Raw genomic sequence first — 18,778 nt, 5'->3', positions numbered from 1 at the left:
GAGTCAGGCGGTGGGAGCAAACTCCGCCAGCTTGGCGCGCAGATCAGCATCTGTGGGTTCGACGACGTGCGTGTTGTCGGGGAACACGATGACCGGGATCTTGGAGAGCCCGCTGATGGCCTTGGCCCGGTCGGCACCGTCTTCGACGCTCTCCAGATCGACGTAGTCGTAGTCCACGCCCAGGCCATCGAGTACCTTCTTCGACCGGCGGCAATCGCCGCACCATTCAGCGCCGAACATGGTGATGCGCGACGCGGTGGACTCCGTGGACGTTGCTGTGTCAGTCATGCAATAAGTCTAAACGCGGCACATCCATTGACCCTGAATGCGGATTTTATAGTGGTCTGTCGTCCGCGTCATCTGTTGTTTACCTGGGAACGCCCTCTGCAACATGGTGGAAATAATACGTCGCCGAACGCGTAACACAGTCCTGTCAGAGTCTGAATACCCGACGCGAACCGCTGCGTCACTGCAGAGAGGTTTTTCACATGGATCAAGGCAATACCGCGTTCTTGCTCATCTGCGCAGCATTCGTGCTGTTGATGACACCCGGACTCGCATTCTTCTACGGCGGACTGGTCAAGGCCAAGAGCGTCATCAGCATGATGATGATGAGCTTCGGCGCATTAGGACTCATCGGCGTGCTCTGGGTGGTCTACGGCTATGCGATCGCCTTCCCCGGATCCGAGGGCACGGTGGCACCCTGGTCGATTGACTGGTCCAACATCGGGCTCACGGCAGCCCTGGAAACGCCGGAGGGTGCGGCCTACCCACCGCTTGCCTTCGTTGCCTTCCAGGCTACGTTCGCCATTCTCACCGTCGCGCTCATCTCGGGCGCAATCGCAGACCGCGCTAAGTTCGGCTCCTGGATGATCTTCGCTGGAATCTGGGCGACCGTCGTGTACTTCCCCGTGGCCAGCTGGGTCTTCAACTTTGGTCTGGCCGAAGACGGTAGCTTCGCCTACGGCGGCTGGATTACCTACGGCCTGCAGTCGGTCTTCGGCCTCGGAACCATCGACTTCGCGGGTGGTACGGCCGTGCACATCTGTGCCGGAGCCGCTGCTCTCGCACTCGCTCTGGTGCTGGGCAAGCGTGTCGGCTTCCAGAAGGGCGTCGACGTGGCCCACAACCCTCCCTTCGTGCTCCTCGGAGCTGGACTGCTGTGGTTCGGCTGGTTTGGATTCAATGCGGGCTCGGAATTGGCCGCAGACGCAACGGCAGCACTGGCCTTCGTGAACACGATTGCGGCACCCTCGGCCGCACTGCTGGCCTGGCTTGTGGTGGAAAAGATCCGTGACGGTAAGCCCACGTCGATTGGTGCCGCATCCGGTGCTGTTGCCGGACTGGTTGCCATCACCCCGGCGTGTGCGTCGCTGCACCCGATCTGGGCCATCGTGCTCGGTGTCCTGGCGGGCGCGGTTTGCTCCATGGCTGTCAACTTGAAATTCAAGCTCGGATTCGATGACTCGCTTGACGTTGTGGGAATCCACCTCGTGGGTGGCCTCATCGGTACCCTCTACCTGGGCTTCTTCGCCAACGGAACCGGCCTCTTCATGGGCGGCGACGGCACGCAGCTTCTCGTTCAGGCGATTGCCGCATTCTCTGTCCTCATCTACTCCTTCGTCCTTGCCTTCGTCATCGCCTTCATCATCGAGAAGACGATTGGCTTCCGCGTGAAGAACGAAGACGAAATCGCCGGCATCGACTCTGTGATGCACGGCGAGGAAGGCTACGTTCTCGCCGACATCAAGGCCTAACTGAGCACACCCCGCCCGTGACTCGAGATGTGCTGGATGGTTGATTTGCGAACCATCCAGCACATCGCTGTGTCGTGTAACGCCAGTAGGGACAGAGCATGAGCACGATCGCAGGAGACACTGGCGGTGTCAATGCTCACCGTGTTCCTCCGCGCACGATCCGTTTCTCCGACATTCCTCGCCAGGCTCTCGATGAGGGCCGGGGCACAGCCCGAGAGATTTGGGCAGACCTTGACGACGATTTGTCTTTGCGCTGGCAGCTTCGCGTGGTGGAGCTGCAGGATTCTCTCGGCCTCCTGGTGGGGCCTGCCGGGACCCACCACTTCGTCATCGGGCTTGCCGGACCGCAGGTTGCGGTTCGCACTGCCGGCTCGAGCCGTGTGCTCCGGCGTGATGAGGTTCTGGCCGTGATGAACTCCACCGTGTACTTCGAACGATCCAAACTGCGACCTCCCGGGGCGAGCACTGTTATCGTGCTCACGTTCTCGGGTACCTCCGCCGCGCCCGCCTGCATTGCAGGTCCGGTGAATCCAAGTGGTGATCTTCCTGGGGGCGCACAGCTCCTCGTTGCCCTCCGAGGCAGCGTCACTGTGAACGGGGCCGAGTTAGGCCAGGGAGCAGCGCTCCTGCTGGACCCTCGTCAGACCTATCGTGCGGGCAGGTCGACCGCGCACGTGCTGACGATACAGGGCCCCACGTTGAGAGAGGCGCGGGACGGTTATCACTGAGACAAGAAAGGCGGTGGTGTCAACGAGAGGGCTCTCGTCGACACCACCGCCTGGTGGATCAGCAGCGTCGAATCAGCGGGCGGCAGCCGCAACCAGCGCGGTGCTCACGAGCAACTCGTAGGCGGGCTGGGTGAGAAAGTCCGTGAACTCCTCGCTCAAGCAGATCTCCGCGACGAGATCACCGGCCGGGGCGTAGAAGCTGGTGAACAGCTCGTCGTCGACCTCCGTGCGCAGGCGGGCCGTCTCCTCCGCGAGGATGCGTGTCACCAGCTCGCGTGTCACGGTGGCACCGGTGTCGCTCAGCGTTACCCCGTTCCGAATCTGCTGCCACACCTGTGAGCGGGAGATCTCGGCCGTTGCCGCGTCCTCCATCAGGTTGTGAATAGCGACGGCGCCGTTACCCGAGAGCCACACGGCAATGTAGGCGACGGCCACATACAGGTTCGAGCGCAGGCCCACCTCGGTGGCTCGGCCGGGAGCGCTCGTGACGTCGAGAAGATCGGCTGCCGTCACCTCGACCTCGGGGCGCTGACGATCGATCTGGTTTGCACGCTCGCCGAGCACGGAGTCAAAGACCTCACGGCACACGGGCACCAGGTCGGGGTGGGCGACCCATGAACCGTCGAAGCCGTCGCCCGCCTCACGGGTTTTGTCGGCACGAACCTTGTCGAACGCCTGCGCGGTGATGAGAGGTTCACGACGGTTGGGGATGACGGCTGCCATTCCGCCCATGGCGAAGGCGCCACGTCGGTGGCAGGTTTTGACGAGCAGTTCGGTGTACGCGCGCATAAACGGCGCGGTCATCGAAATGTCGGCCCGGTCGGGCAAAGAGAAGGCCACGCCCGCGTCGCGGAAATACTTGATCATGCTGAACAGGTAATCCCAGCGCCCCGCGTTCAGGCCGGAGGCGTGGTCCCGAAGTTCGTAGAGAATCTCGTCCATCTCGAACGCGGCGGGAATCGTTTCAATCAGCACGGTGGCGCGGATCGAGCCCTGGGCGATGCCGAGCTCGTTCTGCGCGAACACGAAGATGTCGTTCCACAGCCGGGCCTCCAGGTGGCTCTCGAGCTTGGGCAGATAGTAATAGGGACCACTTCCGCTGTGCAGAAGCGTTGCGGCGTTGTGAAAGAAGTGCAAACCGAAGTCCACGAGGGCGCCGATGCCCGGGGCGCCGTCAACAGTGATGTTGGACTCATTCAGGTGCCAACCACGAGGGCGCATCACGACGACCGAGAGAGGCGCATCCGTTCGAAGCGAATATTCCTTGCCCTCGGGAGAGGTGTACGAGAGGGTGCCCCGAGTGGCATCGAGGAGCGAGAGCTGGGAATCCACCACGTTGTGCCACGTGGGCGTGCTCGCGTCTTCGAAGTCGGCGAGCCAGACCTTGGCACCGGAGTTGAGCGCATTGATTGCCATTTTGGCCGGTGAGGCCGGGCCAGTCATCTCCACACGACGATCCTGGAGCGGCAACGGTGCAGGAGCGACCTGCCAGTCACCGGAGCGGATGTGCGCCGTTTCGGTCAGAAAATCCAGAGTGCCCGTGCGTGCTACCGCGGCGCGTCGCGTTGCCCTGGCAGTGAGGCGCTCGCTGCGGGTGGCGGCGAACTTCTGGTGCAACTTCTCCAGGAACGCGAGTGCCTCCGGCGTGAGAATTTCGTCGGCTCGTTCTACGGGGTGGGGCGGTGTGACTGTTATCGACATCTGTCAATCCTCTGCTTCACGTGCGCGGTGTTTCCGTATAATGGACTTTACATTCTGAATCGTGACAAATAATTTCTTTCTGACCCCTGTTGGAGGGTAAACATGGCTGAACCTGCAGCCTCCGGCGGTGTGCAGTCCGTTGAGCGCGTCTTCGAACTCCTCGAAATTCTCGCGGCCACGGGGGGAGACGTGATGCTCAGCGAACTCGCCACGTCCACGTCGCTGCCTCTGCCCACGGTGCACCGACTGTTGCGCACGCTGGTGGCCAAGGGTTACGTTCGCCAACTCGCGAATCGGCGCTATGTGCTCGGTCCCGGGCTTATTCGGCTCGGTGAGGGTGCCAGCCAGCAGCTGGGAGTTCTCGTTCGCCCGCGGCTGAAATCGCTCGTGGACCAGCTGGGAGAGACCGCGAACATGGCGGTGCGCGAGTCCGACATGGTGCTCTACATTGCGCAGGTGCCGTCCCAGCACTCGATGCGGATGTTCACCGAGGTGGGGCGTCGGGCACACCTGCACGACACGGGAGTGGGAAAAGCTATCCTGGCTCAGATGAAGGACGACGTGGTGCGCGCTCTCGTCGCCAGAACCGGACTGCCGATGGCCACGGCTTCGAGCATCAGCAGCGTGGAGGACCTCTTGGCCGATCTGGCGCTCATTCGCGAGCGCGGGTACGCCATCGACGATGGTGAGCAGGAAACCGGCGTGCGCTGCTTCGCCATTGGTGTTCCCAACTCTCCAACGCTCACCGCGATCTCCGTCTCGGGGCCGCTGTCGCGCGTCGATGACTCGTTTGCGGAACGAGCAGTCCCGCTCCTGCGAGCCGCTGCCGAGGCGCTATCCGCCGACCTGAACCTGCAGGCGGTTGAGAGCTAAACCCTAAAGTACCGGGTCCATGGAGCTGAGGTGGCAGGCATCATTCCAGCCCTGCAGCACGCGGTTCTCGCGCTCCCAGCCCAGTGTCGACACCGTGGCGGTCCCGAGGCCGAGGCTCTGGCCCGAGAGGGCCGGGAGTCCGATCCACCGAGCCGCCATCACGCGCAGAAAGTGGCCGTGGGCGAAGACCGCCACGCGGCCCTCGGCCGAGAGGCACTGCTCGATGGCGAGGTCGGCCCGGGCGCCCACCGCATCGACGGTCTCACCACCGGGGATCGGGTCGGTCCAGACCGACCAACCGGGGATGGTCGTGCGGATATCGTCGGTGCGTCGCCCCTCATAGACCCCGTAATCCCACTCGAGAACGTTCGTGTTGACCTCGCCCTGAGCGCCGTAACCGGCTCGTTCCATCGTCTCCCAGGCTCGAACCAGTGGGCTCGAGAGCACGCGATCGAAGTGCTCGCCGTCGAGCATGCCGCCCAAAGCATCCGCTTGCTGGCGACCGAAATCGGTGAGTGGTACATCCGTACGGCCCGTGTGCTGGCCGGTAATGCTCCATTCGGTCTGTCCGTGTCGGATCAAGACGATTTCGTTCTGTGTCATGGTGTTACGTTCCTCACGGCTTCTGGCCTTGGCCTCCCTCAGTCTAGGAGCGCGGTAACCTGCGGCAAAAAGACGCCTGATACGTTTATGACGTCAGTGCAGACAGCCTGAAGCAATGCCAGCTCGGCACATCAAGAGGATCATCAATGTCGATAGTGAGCGAAAAGCGCGCCAACGGGCCGGTTGCGGCCTTCATGAGGCCGATCAATTCGCTCGTGGAGCGCTACATTCCGAGTGCCCTCGTCTTTGTGATCGTGCTCACCATTGTGGTGGCGATCCTTGCGCTTGCCCTCACCGATGTCGGCCCGGTCGACGTGATCCGCAGTTGGGGCGATGGCCTCGCTGGCCTGCTCGCCTTCATGACCCAGATGGCACTGGTCCTGCTGCTCGGACATGCGCTCGCCAACACCAGCCCCGTTCACCGGCTGCTCACGAAGCTGGGCGCTATTCCTCGAACGCCCCTCCAGGCCTATGTGTTTGTCTTCGTCGTTGCCGCCCTCGCCTGCCTCATCACGTGGGGCCTTGGGCTGGTGGTGGGAGGCCTGTTGGCCAAGGAAGTTGCCGCGCAACTGCGCGCTCGGGGAGTGAAGCTGCACTTTCCTCTGCTGGTGGCTGCCGGATATTCCGGATTCGTGGTGTGGCATATGGGCTACTCGGGATCGGGACCGCTCACCGCTGCCACCGAAGGTTCATTCCTCGCGGAGCAGCTGGGGCGCACCATCCCTCTCAGCGACACAACGTTCTCGCCCTGGAACATCGCCGCTGCTGGCGCCACCATCGTGGTCGTGGCTCTTGCGCTGGCCATCGTGGCGCCGAAACGCAACGCACCGATCTTTGAACTCGAATTCGATGCCCGCGAGAAGCAGGTCGAGGAGGAGAAGGTCGTGACGCCCGCGGACCGGCTCGACGCCAGCCGAATTCTCACTCTGCTCGTGGGGCTCGCCCTCGTGGCCTACCTCGCTGTGCACTTCGTTGAGGGCGGTACGCTCACCCTTGATATTGTGAACTGGTCTTTTCTGGCACTGATCTTTCTGCTGGTGCGCAATCCGTTCGAACTGGTGCGTCTCGTGCGTAATGCGGCGGCCAACGTGGGAGATATTCTGCTGCAGTTTCCGCTGTATGCGGGAATTCTGGGCATGATGGTGGGTTCCGGACTGATCGGCGTCTTCTCGGACTTTTTTGTCAATATCTCGACGCCGCAGACCTTCGGGCTGATGGCGCTGCTCTCTGCCGGGCTGGTGAACTTCTTCGTTCCGTCCGGTGGTGGTCAGTTCGCCGTGCAGGGTCCGATCATGCTCGATGCCGCCAATCGACTGGGCGTCGACCCGTCGGTGGCCATCATGGCGGTCTCCTACGGTGACCAGTGGACGAACATGATCCAGCCGTTTTGGGCGCTGCCGCTGCTCGCCATTGCGGGACTCAAGATGCGAGACATTTTGGGTTACACCACCATCACCTTCCTTGCAGCAGGTCTGGTCTTCGCTGCCACGCTCCTCATCGTGGGCGCCGGCTAAAGCGCATTACGGTGCAAACTCACGGGTGAGGGATCGTAGGCTGGGGTAATTCAACTTGAGTTTGAGGCAGGTCTTCCATGAAGGTCATTAGTTACAATCTCCGAAAGAATCGGGCCAGCGGTGAACTCGTCGCGCTGGTGGAGCGCTACGATCCCGACATTCTCTGTCTGCAGGAGTGCGACACCGAAGAGCTACCCGCCGAGGTGGGTTTGCTGCACCTGGCGGATTCGACGGTGCGTAACCGGCTCGGTCTGGCGATCTATTATCGACGCGACCGGTTTCGTGCGCTGGAAACAAAAACGTTCGCGCTCAAAAAGTCCCTGCATGACCGCGTGCTCACGCCGGCACACGAAAGACTGATCGGTACACGCCTGGTTGATCTGGCCGAGCAGCGCGAGATTGTGGTGGCCTCGTTCCATGCCGCACCACTGACCGCGCTGAATTCCCTGCGCCGCAACCAGATTCGTTCGGCACACGACGAGCTGCACGAGCTCGGCCCCGGACTGCCCACGCTCATGGTGGGCGATTACAACTACCCCATCTTCAAGCAGAAACTGAGTGCCCGGGTGAACGAGTCCGGGTATGACCTGACCCTGAGCGACACGGTCACCTACACCCGTTACAAGTTCTTCCACGGGCACTTCGACTTGGCCACCTCGGTGGGTCTCAGCATCGACAACGTAGAAACCTTGCCGAGTGGCACGTCGGATCACATGCCCATCTTGGTGACGTCCTCGTACAGTGCGTCTAAGCCGATGCGCCCGCTCACGGACGCGGTCGCATCCCGCGGGGCAGACTTCGAGATCTGAGCCTGACCTCGACCGGTGGGCGTCCCCTCATCGTGAAGCACCGCTCGAAAGGAACCAGATGCCCGTCGCCGCTACCACCCCCGTTACCGCGACAATAGTGCTCGGGCGAACATTTCACGGCGTTCTGTTCGATATGGATGGCACACTGATCGACTCCACCCCCGCCGTGAACCGATCCTGGCTGCGCTGGGCTGCCGAGCGCGGCATCGATGAGGCTTTCCGCTCGGGTAACCACGGTATGCCCGCACGGCAGATCGTGGAATCGCTCGTGCCGGCCGCCGAGGTGGAGGAGGCCCTCGCTCACGTCCTTGCTTTGGAAACCGCGGACACCCATGACATCACGGTTTTGCCCGGGGCAGCAGACCTGCTGGGCAGCATCCCCGAAGCCCGCCGTGCCATCGTCACCTCGTGCGCGCGCACCCTTGCCTCAGCCAGAATTGCGGCGTCCGGGCTCGTTGCGCCGAGCGTGATCGTGACGATCGACGACACGCCGCGCGGCAAACCCAACCCGGAACCGTTCCTGGTCGGGGCAGAGCGACTCGGGCTTGATCCGGCGCAGTGCATCGTCGTGGAAGACGCGCCCGCCGGCCTGGCTGCAGCCCGCGCCGCGGGGTGCACGACCATTGGCGTGGTGGGAACCCACACCGCCGAGGAGCTGGTGGCGGACCTGGTGGTGCCGGGCCTGGACCGTCTCCGGGTGACGGTCACCGAAACGGGTGTGGTCTTCAGCCTGCGTCCCTAGTCGGCACGACGCGAGCCGTGCTTACGTCGGGAAGAATCAGGGCGAATGGCAGCAGGCTCGGCAAAATAAACGTAACGTTGGTTGGTGGTGTTCTTTCCCACGCCCACGAAAGGTTTTGACTTGAGCGACGAATGCATTCACGGACTCGATGGCGGGCTGTGCGCCATCTGCTTTCCCAAGGCTGCACCGGAGGTCGTTCCCGTAGCCACCGTCCGGAAGCGGTCGAGCAGCGCTAAACCCCCGTCTCTCACCGGGCCGCGGCGCGTCACGCCGGTCGCTGCCCCCCGGAAGACGGCCGCCGCCAAGCGGGCCGTTGACAACGTGGGCGAACAGCGTCTGTACCACGTGACCCACATCAGCAACCTCGCAGCCATTCTGGCCGACGGGGGACTGCTGGCCGATGCGAGCGAGTCGATGGAGGTGCGACCAACCGTTGACGTGTCCGCGCCCGCTGTGCGTGACGCCCGCCGCACGGTTCTTCTTCCCGGTGATGACGACCTCACCGTGGCCAACTATGTGCCCTTCTTTCTCTCCCCGGACGCGAGTGTGTGGGATGCCATCCGCGCCCGCACCGGGGATCCGCGTCTCGTGCTCAACGCGCACGGGTCTGACGCCTACGACTTCGTGATTATCGTGAGCACGGTCAAGACCGTCGTTGACGCGCACGTGGCCACCAACGAAGATTTCCCCGCGGGTGTGGCGCTCGCCGACGGTGATGCCGGGGCTGCCGGTACCCGCATTGTTGCGACGAGCGACGGTGTCGAGCGGATGCTGGTTCGCCTGCGTTCCGATCCCGAGTCAGATGTGCTGCGGCACGCGGAACTGCTGGTCATGGACTCGTTCCCGCTCGAGCTGGTCACCCTCTTGGGCGTGGCGAACGACCGCGTTCGAGACGTGGTGCGCGCGATCCTGAAGCAGTCCGGTTATAGCCCCAAGGTTGCCGTGTACCCGCCGTGGTTCCAGCCCAGCGAAGAGATTGACGTCGAGGAGTAGAGGCCGCGTCCGGCAGGTGACGCGGGATCAGACGACGACGAGCGGGCGCTGTTCGCCCACGGGCAGCTGCACGCGAATCGTGTCGCCGGGCCGAACCGTGCCGCTCCGGGTGACCAATCCCATGACGCCGGCCCGGCGCATGGGGTGACCCTGTGCATCCGGTGGCATGAGGGTTTTCATCAGCGAGCGTTGAAAACCGTTGATGCTGGAGCACGGGCTACGCATGCCGGTGAGGCGCACGACCGCGTCGTCGCCGAGAGAGAGCAGGGTGCCCTCCGGCAGGGTCATCAGGTCAATGCCCGCTGTCGTCACGTTTTCACCGAGGTCGCCGGGCGCCACGCTGAAACCGGCGGGTGCGAGGTCGCTGAAGAGTTCTGAACCAATGAGGTGCACCTGCGTGAGGTTGGGCCGGGTGGGGTCTTTCTTCAGCAGGTAGCGATGCTGGGTGGTGGCGCCCGCGTGCGCGTCACCCTCAATGCCGAATCCCTCGCGCAGCACAATCTCGGTGACGGGCGGTTTGCTGAATCGGTGTCGATCGTCACGGCTCACCGAGACGACCGTGGATGGGGGCGCAAAGTTCATGCGGCCATTCTCGCATCCTGCCGGTATCAACTGCCTTCCGAGCGGATGCCGTGGCAGTATCAAGAGGGTGACCTACATTCCCGCAGAAGACCGCTACGAATCCATGCCGTACCGACGCGCGGGACGGAGCGGCCTGAAGCTGCCCTCGATCTCGCTCGGGCTCTGGCAGAATTTTGGCGATGACAAGCCCATTGAGACCCAGCGCGCCATCCTGCGCCGAGCCTTCGATCTCGGCATCACGCACTTTGACCTCGCGAACAACTATGGGCCGCCGGCCGGAAGTGCCGAAACGAACTTTGGCAAGATCTTTGCGGAAGACTTCGCGGCACACCGTGACGAGATGGTCATCTCCAGCAAGGCCGGCTACGACATGTGGCCGGGGCCGTATGGTAACTTCGGTTCGCGCAAGTACCTGCTGGCGAGCCTGGACCAGTCCCTCGGCCGAATGGGCGTGGACTATGTCGACATCTTCTACTCCCACCGCGCCGACCCGGATACCCCGCTGGAAGAGACCATGGGAGCCCTGCACACGGCCGTGACGAGCGGTCGGGCCCTCTACGCCGGGATCTCGTCGTATTCGCCGGCCCGCACGCGTGAGGCCGCCGCAATTCTCGCCGAGATGGGCACCCCGCTGCTCATTCACCAGCCGTCGTACTCGCTGTTCAACCGATGGGTGGAGGACGACCTGCTCGACACCCTCGACGACATCGGCGCCGGCTGCATCGCGTTTTCCCCCCTCGCCCAGGGGCTCCTCACCGACCGCTACCTCGCGGGTATCCCAGCGGATTCCCGCGTGGCACGGGACGGTTCGGCGAATAAGTCCATGGTGAACCAGGCGACGCTTGCGAGCATCCGCTCACTGACCGACATTGCGCAGTCTCGCGGCCAGTCACTCGCGCAGATGGCGCTCGCCTGGGTGCTGCGCAATACCGCCGTCACCTCGGCGCTCATCGGCGCGTCGTCGGTGGCTCAGCTCGAGACCAACGTTGCCGCACTTGATGCCCTGTCCTTCAGCGTTGATGAGCTTGCTGCAATCGATGAGCACGCCACCGACCAGGGCATCAACCTGTGGGCGGGGTCCAGCGCGGTGTAGTTGTCGCGGAGGGCGCCGCTGTTACAGGGCGACCGTGGTGCTGAACTTGGTCAGCGTGGGTGCGTCGGCCAGGATCGTCCCGAGGTCGCTCTGCCCCTCCTCCGTGGCACGCCACTCGCGGTAGGCCACGTCGCTCTCGAGCGAATCCCACAGTTCGACGACCACAACATGTGTCTCGTCGTCGGTGTCCACCAGCACGTCGACGCCGGCGTTTCCGGCGAACGCGCGGGTCTGGGTCAGAACCCGGCTGATCAGTGCGGCAGAAATGGCGAGAGATTCGGGCTTGATACGGAGGTCGAGCATTGCGGTGATCATAGATCGAGTCTGACGTACCTTCGGCTCGGTGGCAAACGCACAGCCGGAGGTGTCACTTCACGTGACGTCCCTTGTGCCCGCCGGAAGTTCGAACAGTGAGCGGATGTCGTCGGCGGTGAGTGATTCGCTGAAATCCGCATCGTCCCCCAGTACGGCGTCGAAGAGTGCGGCCTTCCGCTGCTTCAGCGCCATCACCTTCTCTTCGATCGTGCCGGTGGCCACCATGCGATAAACCATCACGTTGCGGGTCTGGCCGATGCGATGGGTGCGGTCGATCGCCTGCGCTTCACTCGCCGGGTTCCACCACGGGTCCAGGAGAAAAACGTAGTCCGCTTCCGTGAGGTTGAGCCCAAACCCGCCGGCCTTCAGACTAATCAGGAAGACCGGTGCGAGGCCGGTCTTGAACCGATCAATGACCTCCGAACGCGCGAGCGTCGACCCGTCCAGGTAGCAGTACGGCGTGCCGAGTGCGTCGAGCCGCGCTGCGGCCAACCGCAAGAACGACGTGAACTGACTGAAGATCAGCGCGCGATGCCCCTCGGCCACCACGTCTTCCAGTTGTTCCAGGAGCACGTCCAGTTTGCTCGACGAAACGTCGCGGTAGGCCTCGTCCACGAGCGTTGCGTCGAGGCTGAGCAGGCGCAGCAGCGTGATCGAGCGAAAGATGATGAACCTGTTCTTGTCCATGTCGTCGATGAGGCCCAGCAGCTTCTGTCGCTCGCGCTGGAGGAACGTGTCGTAGATCACGCGGTGCTCGGGGTTCAGCTCGATTGCCAGCACCTGCTCCTGCTTGGGCGGTAGCTCCGGTGCCACCACCTCCTTGGTGCGCCGTAGCAACACCGGGCGGATGCGTCGGCGCAGCTGTGCAAAGAGTGCGGCGTTTGTCTGGAGCTCCAGCGGACGAACATAGGTTTCCGTGAATAACCGTGCCGACGCGAAGAGTCCGGGAGCCACAATGCTGAGCAGTGACCAGAGGTCGAGCAGCGTGTTTTCCATCGGGGTGCCGGTAATGGCCAGCTTGAACGGTGTGCGTAGGTCGCGTGCGCAGAGGTACGCCTGCGAGGTACGATTCTTCACGAACTGCGCCTCGTCGAGCACGAGTCCGGCCCAGCCGTGGGCCTGGTAGGCGTCAAAGTCGAGCCGGAAGAGGGCGTACGACGTGACGATCACATCGGCGTCTGCCGCGGCATCCGCTATGGAGGTTCGGCTTGCGCCCTCGGTGGCGGTGATCGCGCGTACCCGGAGCCCCGGGGTGAAGCGAGCGGCCTCGGTCACCCAGTTCGACACAACGGATGTGGGTGCCACCACCACAAACGGACGGCGGTGCTCTGCGGTGCCAACGGTGCCAACGGTGCTAACGGTGCCAACGGCGGCGACTCGGGTCGCGTGTTCCATCAGCGCCAGGGCCTGCAGGGTCTTGCCAAGGCCCATGTCGTCCGCCAGGATCCCGCCGAGGCGGTGCGTGTAGAGGAACGCGAGCCACTGGAAGCCCTGTAACTGGTACGGGCGGAGGGTTGCGGTCACTCCCGGTGGGAGGGGTGTGGGCTCGATTGCGGTCACGTTGAGCAGCCCGCCCACGGCGGCCCGCCAGGACACCGCCTGCTCGGTCTCGTCGGCGAGGTCTTCGAAGTCGGCCCAGAGGCTGGCCTGGTGGCGGCTGATGCGGAGGCCCGTTTCCCACTCGGAGAGCTCGCGGGCCTCCTCGATGAGTTCGCGCAGCCGGTCAAACACGGGCTGCCGCAGCGACAGGTAGCTGTTGTCCACCAGCAGCAGGCGTGCCTGCCCCTTCGACAATGCCGTGAAGAGTGGTGCGAACGGCACGCTGCGGCCGTCGACCCGCACGAGCACGCCGAGGTCAAACCAGTCGCGCTGCGTGCTCTCCACCGTGGTGAAGGTGAGCTCGGGAGTGGCGGTGAGTTCCCGGTAGTTTGGCTCGTCGCCGACCACATCCACGCGCACGCCGGGCAGGGCGCGAAGCTGGTTGAGAACCGTGGCGGTGAACCGTGCCGCGTCGATGCCGCGCAGCGTGTCGCCCAGCGCTGCGGGTGGGGGACCCTCGTCGTCGGTCCGGGCATCCGACGGGTTCAGCACGTCAGCCACCCGGCCCCGCAGCTCGGCTTCCGCATCCCCATCGCGAGGATCGGTGTCGTCGGCACGTGGTTCCAACGCAAGGTGGGTGACCAGCGTGCCTTCCCGGTACTCGAATTCACCGTCCAGCCGGAGGGTCTGCTGGGCCTCGAACCGGGCGGTGACCACGAGCACGGGGGGAGGGGGCGCGTCGAAGATCACCGAGGCATCCGTGCTGGTGGTGGGCAGCGTGCGGCGAAGTGCTGGGTAGTATTCGGTCAGAAACTCGGTGACATCTGACTCCGGAACGACCGCGGCGGAGGCCTTTCCCATCAGCGCACGCTGGGCTGTCGTCAGCGTCTGGCTGGTGGGAGCGAGGGTGAAGGTGGCGTGCGGGGTGAACGCATACGTGTAGACGCCGTGGGTGCCGATCGCCCCGGCCTGTTCGGCGGGGTAGGGCCGGTCATCGAGGGTGAGCACGGCTGCAAGGTTCAGGGCGCCCTGGGCCTGCGTCACATCAAGACTCACGGACGCAGTGTCGGCAACGCTGACGCTCACGTTCTTCTGCGTGCCCACAAACGCGATCCCGAGCACGGTTGCCTGCTCGAAAAAATGCCACAGGAGCGGGCTGCTGAACTCATCGAGATAGATCCAATCGGCCTCTTGGCTCGAATACACCAGACGCACGGCCCGGTACAGGGCGATCAGCTCCGAAAACCACCGATGCTGCGTAGGGTCAAGGTTCAGCTCCCGCACCTGAAACGTGAGGTTGTTCCACGCCAGGCTGGCCCGAACCCAGTTTCCGTTGTCGTTGTGCACAACGGGCCGCACACCGAGACGAAAGTCGCCGTGGCCGGGCGTCAGCTTCTTCACCGGTTGGGCTGTTGGCCCGCGCCAGCGATCGCTCGTGCGCGGCGTCTGTTCGCGCAGCTCGAACTGCAGACCCATCCGGGTGGCGGGGCGGTCGTGTGCCGCGACCGGTTGGCTGCCCACGCGCCCGGAATGGCGCAGAACGGATGCGTCGGCTGCGGCAATCGGAGCGGCCAGTAGCGCCTTCCACGCCGGGATCCCACCCGGTGCGACCGACGGAGGTCGTGGCGCCCGTGGAGTCATGACCTAATATTCTCACGTTCACACCCAAGAGCACTGCTGGTCGGTTCGGCTAGCGGCCGCTGAGGCTACACGCGCACTTCGTTGCTGATGACCTTTTCGGCGCTCTCGTGCATGGACTCGTTGTGCGCACGGGCGTAGGTGCGCAGGCGGTTGAAGGCATCGTTCATATTCAGTTGGCTGCGCTGGGCAATGACCCCCTTGGCCTGCTCGATCAGAACCCGACTGTTGAGAGCCCGCTGCAGTTGTTCGGTGACGGCGGCATTTTCGCGCACGGTGCGCTCCTGCAAAATGCTGATGGTGGCGACATCCGCCAGAGCCTGGCCAATTGCGGCGTCTTCCTCGCTCAACGCTCCGGTTTGGATTCGGAAGAGATTCAGTGCCCCGATGGTGTTGGGGCGTAATCGCATGGGAATGGCGTGCACCGAACGAAAGCCCTGGGACAGAGCGGCTGCTTGAAAGTCGGGGTAGCGGTCACCCTCGACAGAGGCGATGTCATCGATCGTCACCACGACTCCGGTGCGGAAAGCATCGACGCACGGACCCACACCAGCTTCGCTTTGCAGGATCTCCACCAGCTGGCTCTCTTCGCTGGTGGACGCAAGAACCTGCAGGATGCCGTCTTGGTCTGCAATCAGTAGCCCGGCCGCCTCAGCGTCAAGAAGCTCAACCGACTGCTCCACCAGAGTATGCAAGACGTCAACAACGTCGTACTCGCCCACCAGGGCATCAGCCAATTTTACGAACGCCCCGCTCACCAGCGATGCGCGACTTACCGTGCTCATAGTGACATCATAAAACCAAAATTGCTGGGAAGGAACTCCTAATCTTGGGCGAAAACCAGAGTGCGGGCCACGACTTCCTGGGCGACGTTCCGCACGGACATGCCGTGGAGAAAAGCGTGCGCACGCAGACGAAGCAACGCCTCGGTGGCGGTTGACCCCAACTGCACGAGAACCATTCCGGTGGCCTGATGGATTTCCCGGCGACCGACAGGCGATAGCGCCTGGGGGGTCTTCTGATCCTGCTCATTCCAGGTGAGCACAACGTTCAAGAGGGACCACGCCGCCTGATCAACCAGCGCGGTGGCGGTGGTGATGTCCTTCGCGCTCAGCATGCTGGGTTCTGTGCTGTGAAGCTCCACCACCCCCACGTCAATGGCACCGATGATGAGAGGAAAAACGAAGAGGGCCTGAACATCGAGGAGCATAATGGCTTTGCCGTAGACCGGCCACAGCGTGTGGGGGTGGCTTCGGAGGGAGGGAACAAAAACGGGCCGTCTGGTGCGCACGGCTTCCCAGCGCGGACCCTCGCCCAGATCAAACTGGAGTTCCTCAAGCTCAGCCGCTCGTGAATTGCTGGAACAGATAGAGGTTTCCGGGAGCGCTGTACCAAATACGGAAACGCCAGCACCGGAGATTGGGAGCGCCTTCACGAATTGGGCGCACACAGAGCCGTCGTAGCCAGGGTTTGAGAAAAACCCATGATGTGGCATGCTCGACCGGCCTCTCTGGCCCTCGTAGTCTGTGCCACTACAGGATACGACCCTCGGTGCTCCCGCGTGAAGGGGCCAGCAGTAATCCGACCGAGAATCGTGGGGAGCACGCCGATCAGTCGACGGCGGTGAGTCCTTCTCCGGTCGGATGCGCGCCGGCCACGTCGATGACCCAGGCATAGTTGAAGGCCCGCTCCCGCCACGCGCTGTACCGGCCCGACACGCCGCCGTGGCCGGCTGACATTTCGGTCTTAAGGAGGGCATCCGCTCCCACCTCGCGAAGACGGGCCACCCACTTAGCCGGCTCAACATACAAGACCCTCGTGTCGTTGAGGCTGGTGACCGCGAGAATGCGTGGATAGTGCGTCTGGCGCACATTCTCCACGGGTGAGTACGACTTCATGTAGGCGTAGACCTCGGGGTTGTGCAGGGGGTCTCCCCACTCGTCCCACTCGATTACCGTGAGCGGCAGCGACGGGTCGAGAATCGAGGTGAGGGCATCGACGAAAGGCACCACAGCGAGAATTCCCGCAAAGAGCTCCGGTGCCATGTTGGCCACCGCACCCACGAGGAGGCCGCCGGCACTTCCCCCCTCGGCCACGAGGCGATCGGGCGTGGTGTAACCCTCGTCGATCAGGTGCTCGGCGCAGGCGATGAAATCGGTGAAGGTGTTGCGCTTCTGGTGTGTCTTTCCCTGCTCGTACCAGGTGCGGCCCAGCTCGCCACCCCCACGAACGTGCGCAATAGCGAAGATCATGCCCCGATCAAGGAGGCTGAGACGAGGAATACCGAAGCCCGGATCGATACTGTGCTCGTAGGAACCATAGCCGTAGAGCAGGGTGGGCGCGGGGGTCCCGGGAGTCACGAGGTCGCGCCGAAAAACGAGGGAGAGGGGGATGCGGGTGCCGTCGGCGGCAGTGGCCCACTCCCGGCGCTGCTCGAACAGGGACGGATCGTACCCACCCAGCACCGGCTGTTGCTTGAGCATGCGGAGCTCACCCGTATCGACGACGTAGTCATAGACCGTTCCCGGGGTGACAAAGCTCGTATAACCCAGACGCACGGTGGGCTGGGTCCATTCCGGGTTGCCGGAACTCCCCACGGTGAACAGGGCTTCGTCGAAGGTGATCTCGGTGAGCACTCCGCCGGGGCGGTCGACCGCCACCCGTGTCAGGCCGTCTCGGCGGTACTCCACCACGATGAAGTCGCGAAACGCGTCAACGCTTTCGAGACGAATGTCTGGGTTGTGGGCCAGAAGCATGCGCTTGTCACCGAGCGGGTCGGCGGCCAGAACGCTCACGAGTTCGAAATTGATCGCCTGATGGTTATGCACAATAAGAAGGCGGTCTTCTCCGTCGATCACGGCGTGTTCCACGTCATACTCGACGCCCTCGTGTCGGGGCCACACCACGGTGAACTCGCCGGTGGGGTCGGCGCTATCCAGCAGGTGTGTCTCCGTGGTCACGCTGGACCCGGCCTCAATCATGAGGTACTTACGGCTCCGTGTGAGTCCAACGCCCACCCAGAAGCGTTCGTCGGGTTCGGTGAACACCTGCACGTCAGCGGATGCCGCGGCACCGATTTCGTGACGCCACACGGTGTCCGGCCGCCACGCCTCGTCGACCGTTGTGTAGAACAGGTACTGGCCACTCGGGTCGAACAGGGCGCCCGCGCTGGTGTTGGAAATCTCATCGGGCAGGTTGTCACCCGTGGCGATGGTGCGCACGCGGATCGTGTACCGCTCGTCGCCCTCCACATCGATGGCGTACAGCAGCATGCTGCCGTCGGCGCTCAGGTCGAAGCTACCCAGAGAGTAGAAGTCGTGGTCGGCCGCCTCCAGATTGTCGTCGAGCAGAACCTGCTCACCGGGCAGCGTGCCGCCAACACCCGGGTGCAGAACGGGTGGAACCCAGTCGCCCGGCGCGGTGATCGGTGCGCGGCAGTGAATGCCGTACTCGTGGCCCTCGACGGTGCGGGTGTAGTACCACCAGTCGCCGCGGCGCACTGGAACACTCAGGTCAGTCTCCTGGGTGCGACCCTTGATCTCTTCGAAAAGTTGTTCCTGCAGAAGCTCAAGATGATTCGTGCGCACGGCGGTGTAGGCGTTTTCAGCCTCGAGATGACCGATCACCTCGGGGTTTTCCTTGTTCCGCAACCACTCGTAGTTATCGACAACGACATCGTCGTGATGGATACGCTGCTGCGGTTTTTGCGCCGCCAGGGGAGGAGTGCTCATGCTCAAGAGTACGTCCGCAGACCGGCCTAACGTGTCGTGCTGACGCTCTTTCGTCGTGCGGAAATCTTCGGAGGCACGGGAATGATGGTGCGTGAACCGGGGCAGTCCTCGGTGGAGCTCTCTCTCGAGTGATAAGTGGCGAAGCGCGTATCCGACGTGA

Annotated in this window: 17 protein-coding genes; 8 read left to right on the top strand and 9 right to left on the bottom strand. The window is 63.4% G+C overall.

Annotated elements, in window-relative coordinates:
• Positions 1–3: 3 nt before the first annotated feature.
• Positions 4–288 (bottom strand): glutaredoxin domain-containing protein, encoded by a 285-nt coding sequence (locus H4V99_RS12165; protein ID WP_280678644.1) that lies wholly within the window; start codon positions 286–288, stop codon positions 4–6.
• A 200-nt stretch (positions 289–488) separates the two neighbouring features.
• Here H4V99_RS12165 and H4V99_RS12160 point away from each other — a divergent pair, with 200 nt between their 5' ends.
• Together H4V99_RS12160 and H4V99_RS12155 are read left to right on the top strand one after the other, a co-directional pair.
• Entirely contained in the window at positions 489–1,757 is a 1,269-nt protein-coding gene (locus tag H4V99_RS12160) for an ammonium transporter (protein ID WP_280678641.1), read from the top strand.
• A gap of 98 nt (positions 1,758–1,855) precedes the next feature.
• Positions 1,856–2,485, top strand: coding sequence for a hypothetical protein (locus tag H4V99_RS12155; RefSeq protein ID WP_280678639.1), 630 nt, complete (start codon positions 1,856–1,858; stop codon positions 2,483–2,485).
• A 72-nt stretch (positions 2,486–2,557) separates the two neighbouring features.
• Here the strand turns inward: H4V99_RS12155 and aceB are convergent, their stop codons facing one another.
• Positions 2,558–4,186, bottom strand: coding sequence for a malate synthase A (gene aceB, locus H4V99_RS12150; RefSeq protein ID WP_280678638.1), 1,629 nt, complete (start codon positions 4,184–4,186; stop codon positions 2,558–2,560).
• Positions 4,187–4,288: 102 nt separating this feature from the next.
• Here aceB and H4V99_RS12145 point away from each other — a divergent pair, with 102 nt between their 5' ends.
• Positions 4,289–5,059: an IclR family transcriptional regulator gene (locus H4V99_RS12145; RefSeq protein WP_280678637.1), complete on the top strand. Its 771-nt coding sequence runs from the start codon at positions 4,289–4,291 to the stop codon at positions 5,057–5,059.
• Between the two features lie 3 nt (positions 5,060–5,062).
• Here the strand turns inward: H4V99_RS12145 and H4V99_RS12140 are convergent, their stop codons facing one another.
• The gene (locus H4V99_RS12140) at positions 5,063–5,662 is read right to left on the bottom strand and encodes a histidine phosphatase family protein (RefSeq protein ID WP_280678634.1); all 600 of its coding nucleotides are present in this window, start codon (positions 5,660–5,662) and stop codon (positions 5,063–5,065) included.
• A gap of 146 nt (positions 5,663–5,808) precedes the next feature.
• Between H4V99_RS12140 and H4V99_RS12135 the strand changes: the two genes are divergently transcribed.
• The 4 genes from H4V99_RS12135 (at position 5,809) to H4V99_RS12120 (ending at position 9,720) form a co-directional block, all read left to right on the top strand.
• Entirely contained in the window at positions 5,809–7,176 is a 1,368-nt protein-coding gene (locus H4V99_RS12135; protein WP_280678633.1) for a TIGR00366 family protein, read from the top strand.
• Positions 7,177–7,253: 77 nt separating this feature from the next.
• On the top strand, positions 7,254–7,985 hold the full coding sequence (locus H4V99_RS12130; protein WP_280678631.1) for an endonuclease/exonuclease/phosphatase family protein: 732 nt from the start codon (positions 7,254–7,256) through the stop codon (positions 7,983–7,985).
• Positions 7,986–8,043: 58 nt separating this feature from the next.
• The gene (locus H4V99_RS12125; protein WP_280678629.1) at positions 8,044–8,727 is read left to right on the top strand and encodes an HAD-IA family hydrolase; all 684 of its coding nucleotides are present in this window, start codon (positions 8,044–8,046) and stop codon (positions 8,725–8,727) included.
• A 120-nt stretch (positions 8,728–8,847) separates the two neighbouring features.
• On the top strand, positions 8,848–9,720 hold the full coding sequence (locus tag H4V99_RS12120; RefSeq protein WP_280678627.1) for a DarT ssDNA thymidine ADP-ribosyltransferase family protein: 873 nt from the start codon (positions 8,848–8,850) through the stop codon (positions 9,718–9,720).
• Positions 9,721–9,747: 27 nt separating this feature from the next.
• Here H4V99_RS12120 and H4V99_RS12115 read toward each other — a convergent pair whose 3' ends face one another.
• Positions 9,748–10,302, bottom strand: a complete 555-nt coding sequence (locus H4V99_RS12115) for an MOSC domain-containing protein (RefSeq protein ID WP_280678625.1) — start codon at positions 10,300–10,302, stop codon at positions 9,748–9,750.
• Between the two features lie 67 nt (positions 10,303–10,369).
• Between H4V99_RS12115 and mgrA the strand changes: the two genes are divergently transcribed.
• Complete coding sequence (mgrA, locus tag H4V99_RS12110; protein WP_280678623.1) at positions 10,370–11,395, top strand: L-glyceraldehyde 3-phosphate reductase; 1,026 nt, start codon at positions 10,370–10,372, stop codon at positions 11,393–11,395.
• A 21-nt stretch (positions 11,396–11,416) separates the two neighbouring features.
• Here the strand turns inward: mgrA and H4V99_RS12105 are convergent, their stop codons facing one another.
• The 5 genes from H4V99_RS12105 to H4V99_RS12085 form a co-directional block, all read right to left on the bottom strand.
• Entirely contained in the window at positions 11,417–11,710 is a 294-nt protein-coding gene (locus tag H4V99_RS12105) for an antibiotic biosynthesis monooxygenase (RefSeq protein ID WP_280678621.1), read from the bottom strand.
• Positions 11,711–11,767: 57 nt separating this feature from the next.
• Positions 11,768–14,890, bottom strand: coding sequence for a DEAD/DEAH box helicase (locus H4V99_RS12100; RefSeq protein ID WP_280678619.1), 3,123 nt, complete (start codon positions 14,888–14,890; stop codon positions 11,768–11,770).
• 65 nt (positions 14,891–14,955) lie between these two features.
• Entirely contained in the window at positions 14,956–15,672 is a 717-nt protein-coding gene (locus H4V99_RS12095) for a GAF and ANTAR domain-containing protein (RefSeq protein ID WP_280678617.1), read from the bottom strand.
• Between the two features lie 38 nt (positions 15,673–15,710).
• Positions 15,711–16,322, bottom strand: coding sequence for a GAF and ANTAR domain-containing protein (locus H4V99_RS12090; RefSeq protein ID WP_280678615.1), 612 nt, complete (start codon positions 16,320–16,322; stop codon positions 15,711–15,713).
• A 175-nt stretch (positions 16,323–16,497) separates the two neighbouring features.
• Positions 16,498–18,618, bottom strand: coding sequence for a S9 family peptidase (locus H4V99_RS12085; protein WP_280678613.1), 2,121 nt, complete (start codon positions 18,616–18,618; stop codon positions 16,498–16,500).
• Positions 18,619–18,778 lie beyond the last annotated feature (160 nt).

Source organism: Cryobacterium sp. CG_9.6 (assembly GCF_029893365.1).
In the GTDB taxonomy this organism is placed as follows: domain Bacteria; phylum Actinomycetota; class Actinomycetes; order Actinomycetales; family Microbacteriaceae; genus Cryobacterium.
The sequence above is the reverse complement of the archived record's forward strand: the minus strand, read 5'-3'. Positions and strand labels throughout refer to the sequence as shown.

What these genes read in the sequence shown, in the direction of transcription:
- H4V99_RS12165 (WP_280678644.1), bottom strand. Translation starts at nt 288, where the DNA reads ATGACTGACACAGCAACGTCCACGGAGTCCACCGCGTCGCGCATCACC.
- H4V99_RS12160 (WP_280678641.1), top strand. Translation starts at nt 489, where the DNA reads ATGGATCAAGGCAATACCGCGTTCTTGCTCATCTGCGCAGCATTCGTG.
- H4V99_RS12155 (WP_280678639.1), top strand. Translation starts at nt 1,856, where the DNA reads ATGAGCACGATCGCAGGAGACACTGGCGGTGTCAATGCTCACCGTGTT.
- aceB (WP_280678638.1), bottom strand. Translation starts at nt 4,186, where the DNA reads ATGTCGATAACAGTCACACCGCCCCACCCCGTAGAACGAGCCGACGAA.
- H4V99_RS12145 (WP_280678637.1), top strand. Translation starts at nt 4,289, where the DNA reads ATGGCTGAACCTGCAGCCTCCGGCGGTGTGCAGTCCGTTGAGCGCGTC.
- H4V99_RS12140 (WP_280678634.1), bottom strand. Translation starts at nt 5,662, where the DNA reads ATGACACAGAACGAAATCGTCTTGATCCGACACGGACAGACCGAATGG.
- H4V99_RS12135 (WP_280678633.1), top strand. Translation starts at nt 5,809, where the DNA reads ATGTCGATAGTGAGCGAAAAGCGCGCCAACGGGCCGGTTGCGGCCTTC.
- H4V99_RS12130 (WP_280678631.1), top strand. Translation starts at nt 7,254, where the DNA reads ATGAAGGTCATTAGTTACAATCTCCGAAAGAATCGGGCCAGCGGTGAA.
- H4V99_RS12125 (WP_280678629.1), top strand. Translation starts at nt 8,044, where the DNA reads ATGCCCGTCGCCGCTACCACCCCCGTTACCGCGACAATAGTGCTCGGG.
- H4V99_RS12115 (WP_280678625.1), bottom strand. Translation starts at nt 10,302, where the DNA reads ATGAACTTTGCGCCCCCATCCACGGTCGTCTCGGTGAGCCGTGACGAT.
- H4V99_RS12105 (WP_280678621.1), bottom strand. Translation starts at nt 11,710, where the DNA reads ATGATCACCGCAATGCTCGACCTCCGTATCAAGCCCGAATCTCTCGCC.
- H4V99_RS12100 (WP_280678619.1), bottom strand. Translation starts at nt 14,890, where the DNA reads ATGACTCCACGGGCGCCACGACCTCCGTCGGTCGCACCGGGTGGGATC.
- H4V99_RS12095 (WP_280678617.1), bottom strand. Translation starts at nt 15,672, where the DNA reads ATGAGCACGGTAAGTCGCGCATCGCTGGTGAGCGGGGCGTTCGTAAAA.
- H4V99_RS12085 (WP_280678613.1), bottom strand. Translation starts at nt 18,618, where the DNA reads ATGAGCACTCCTCCCCTGGCGGCGCAAAAACCGCAGCAGCGTATCCAT.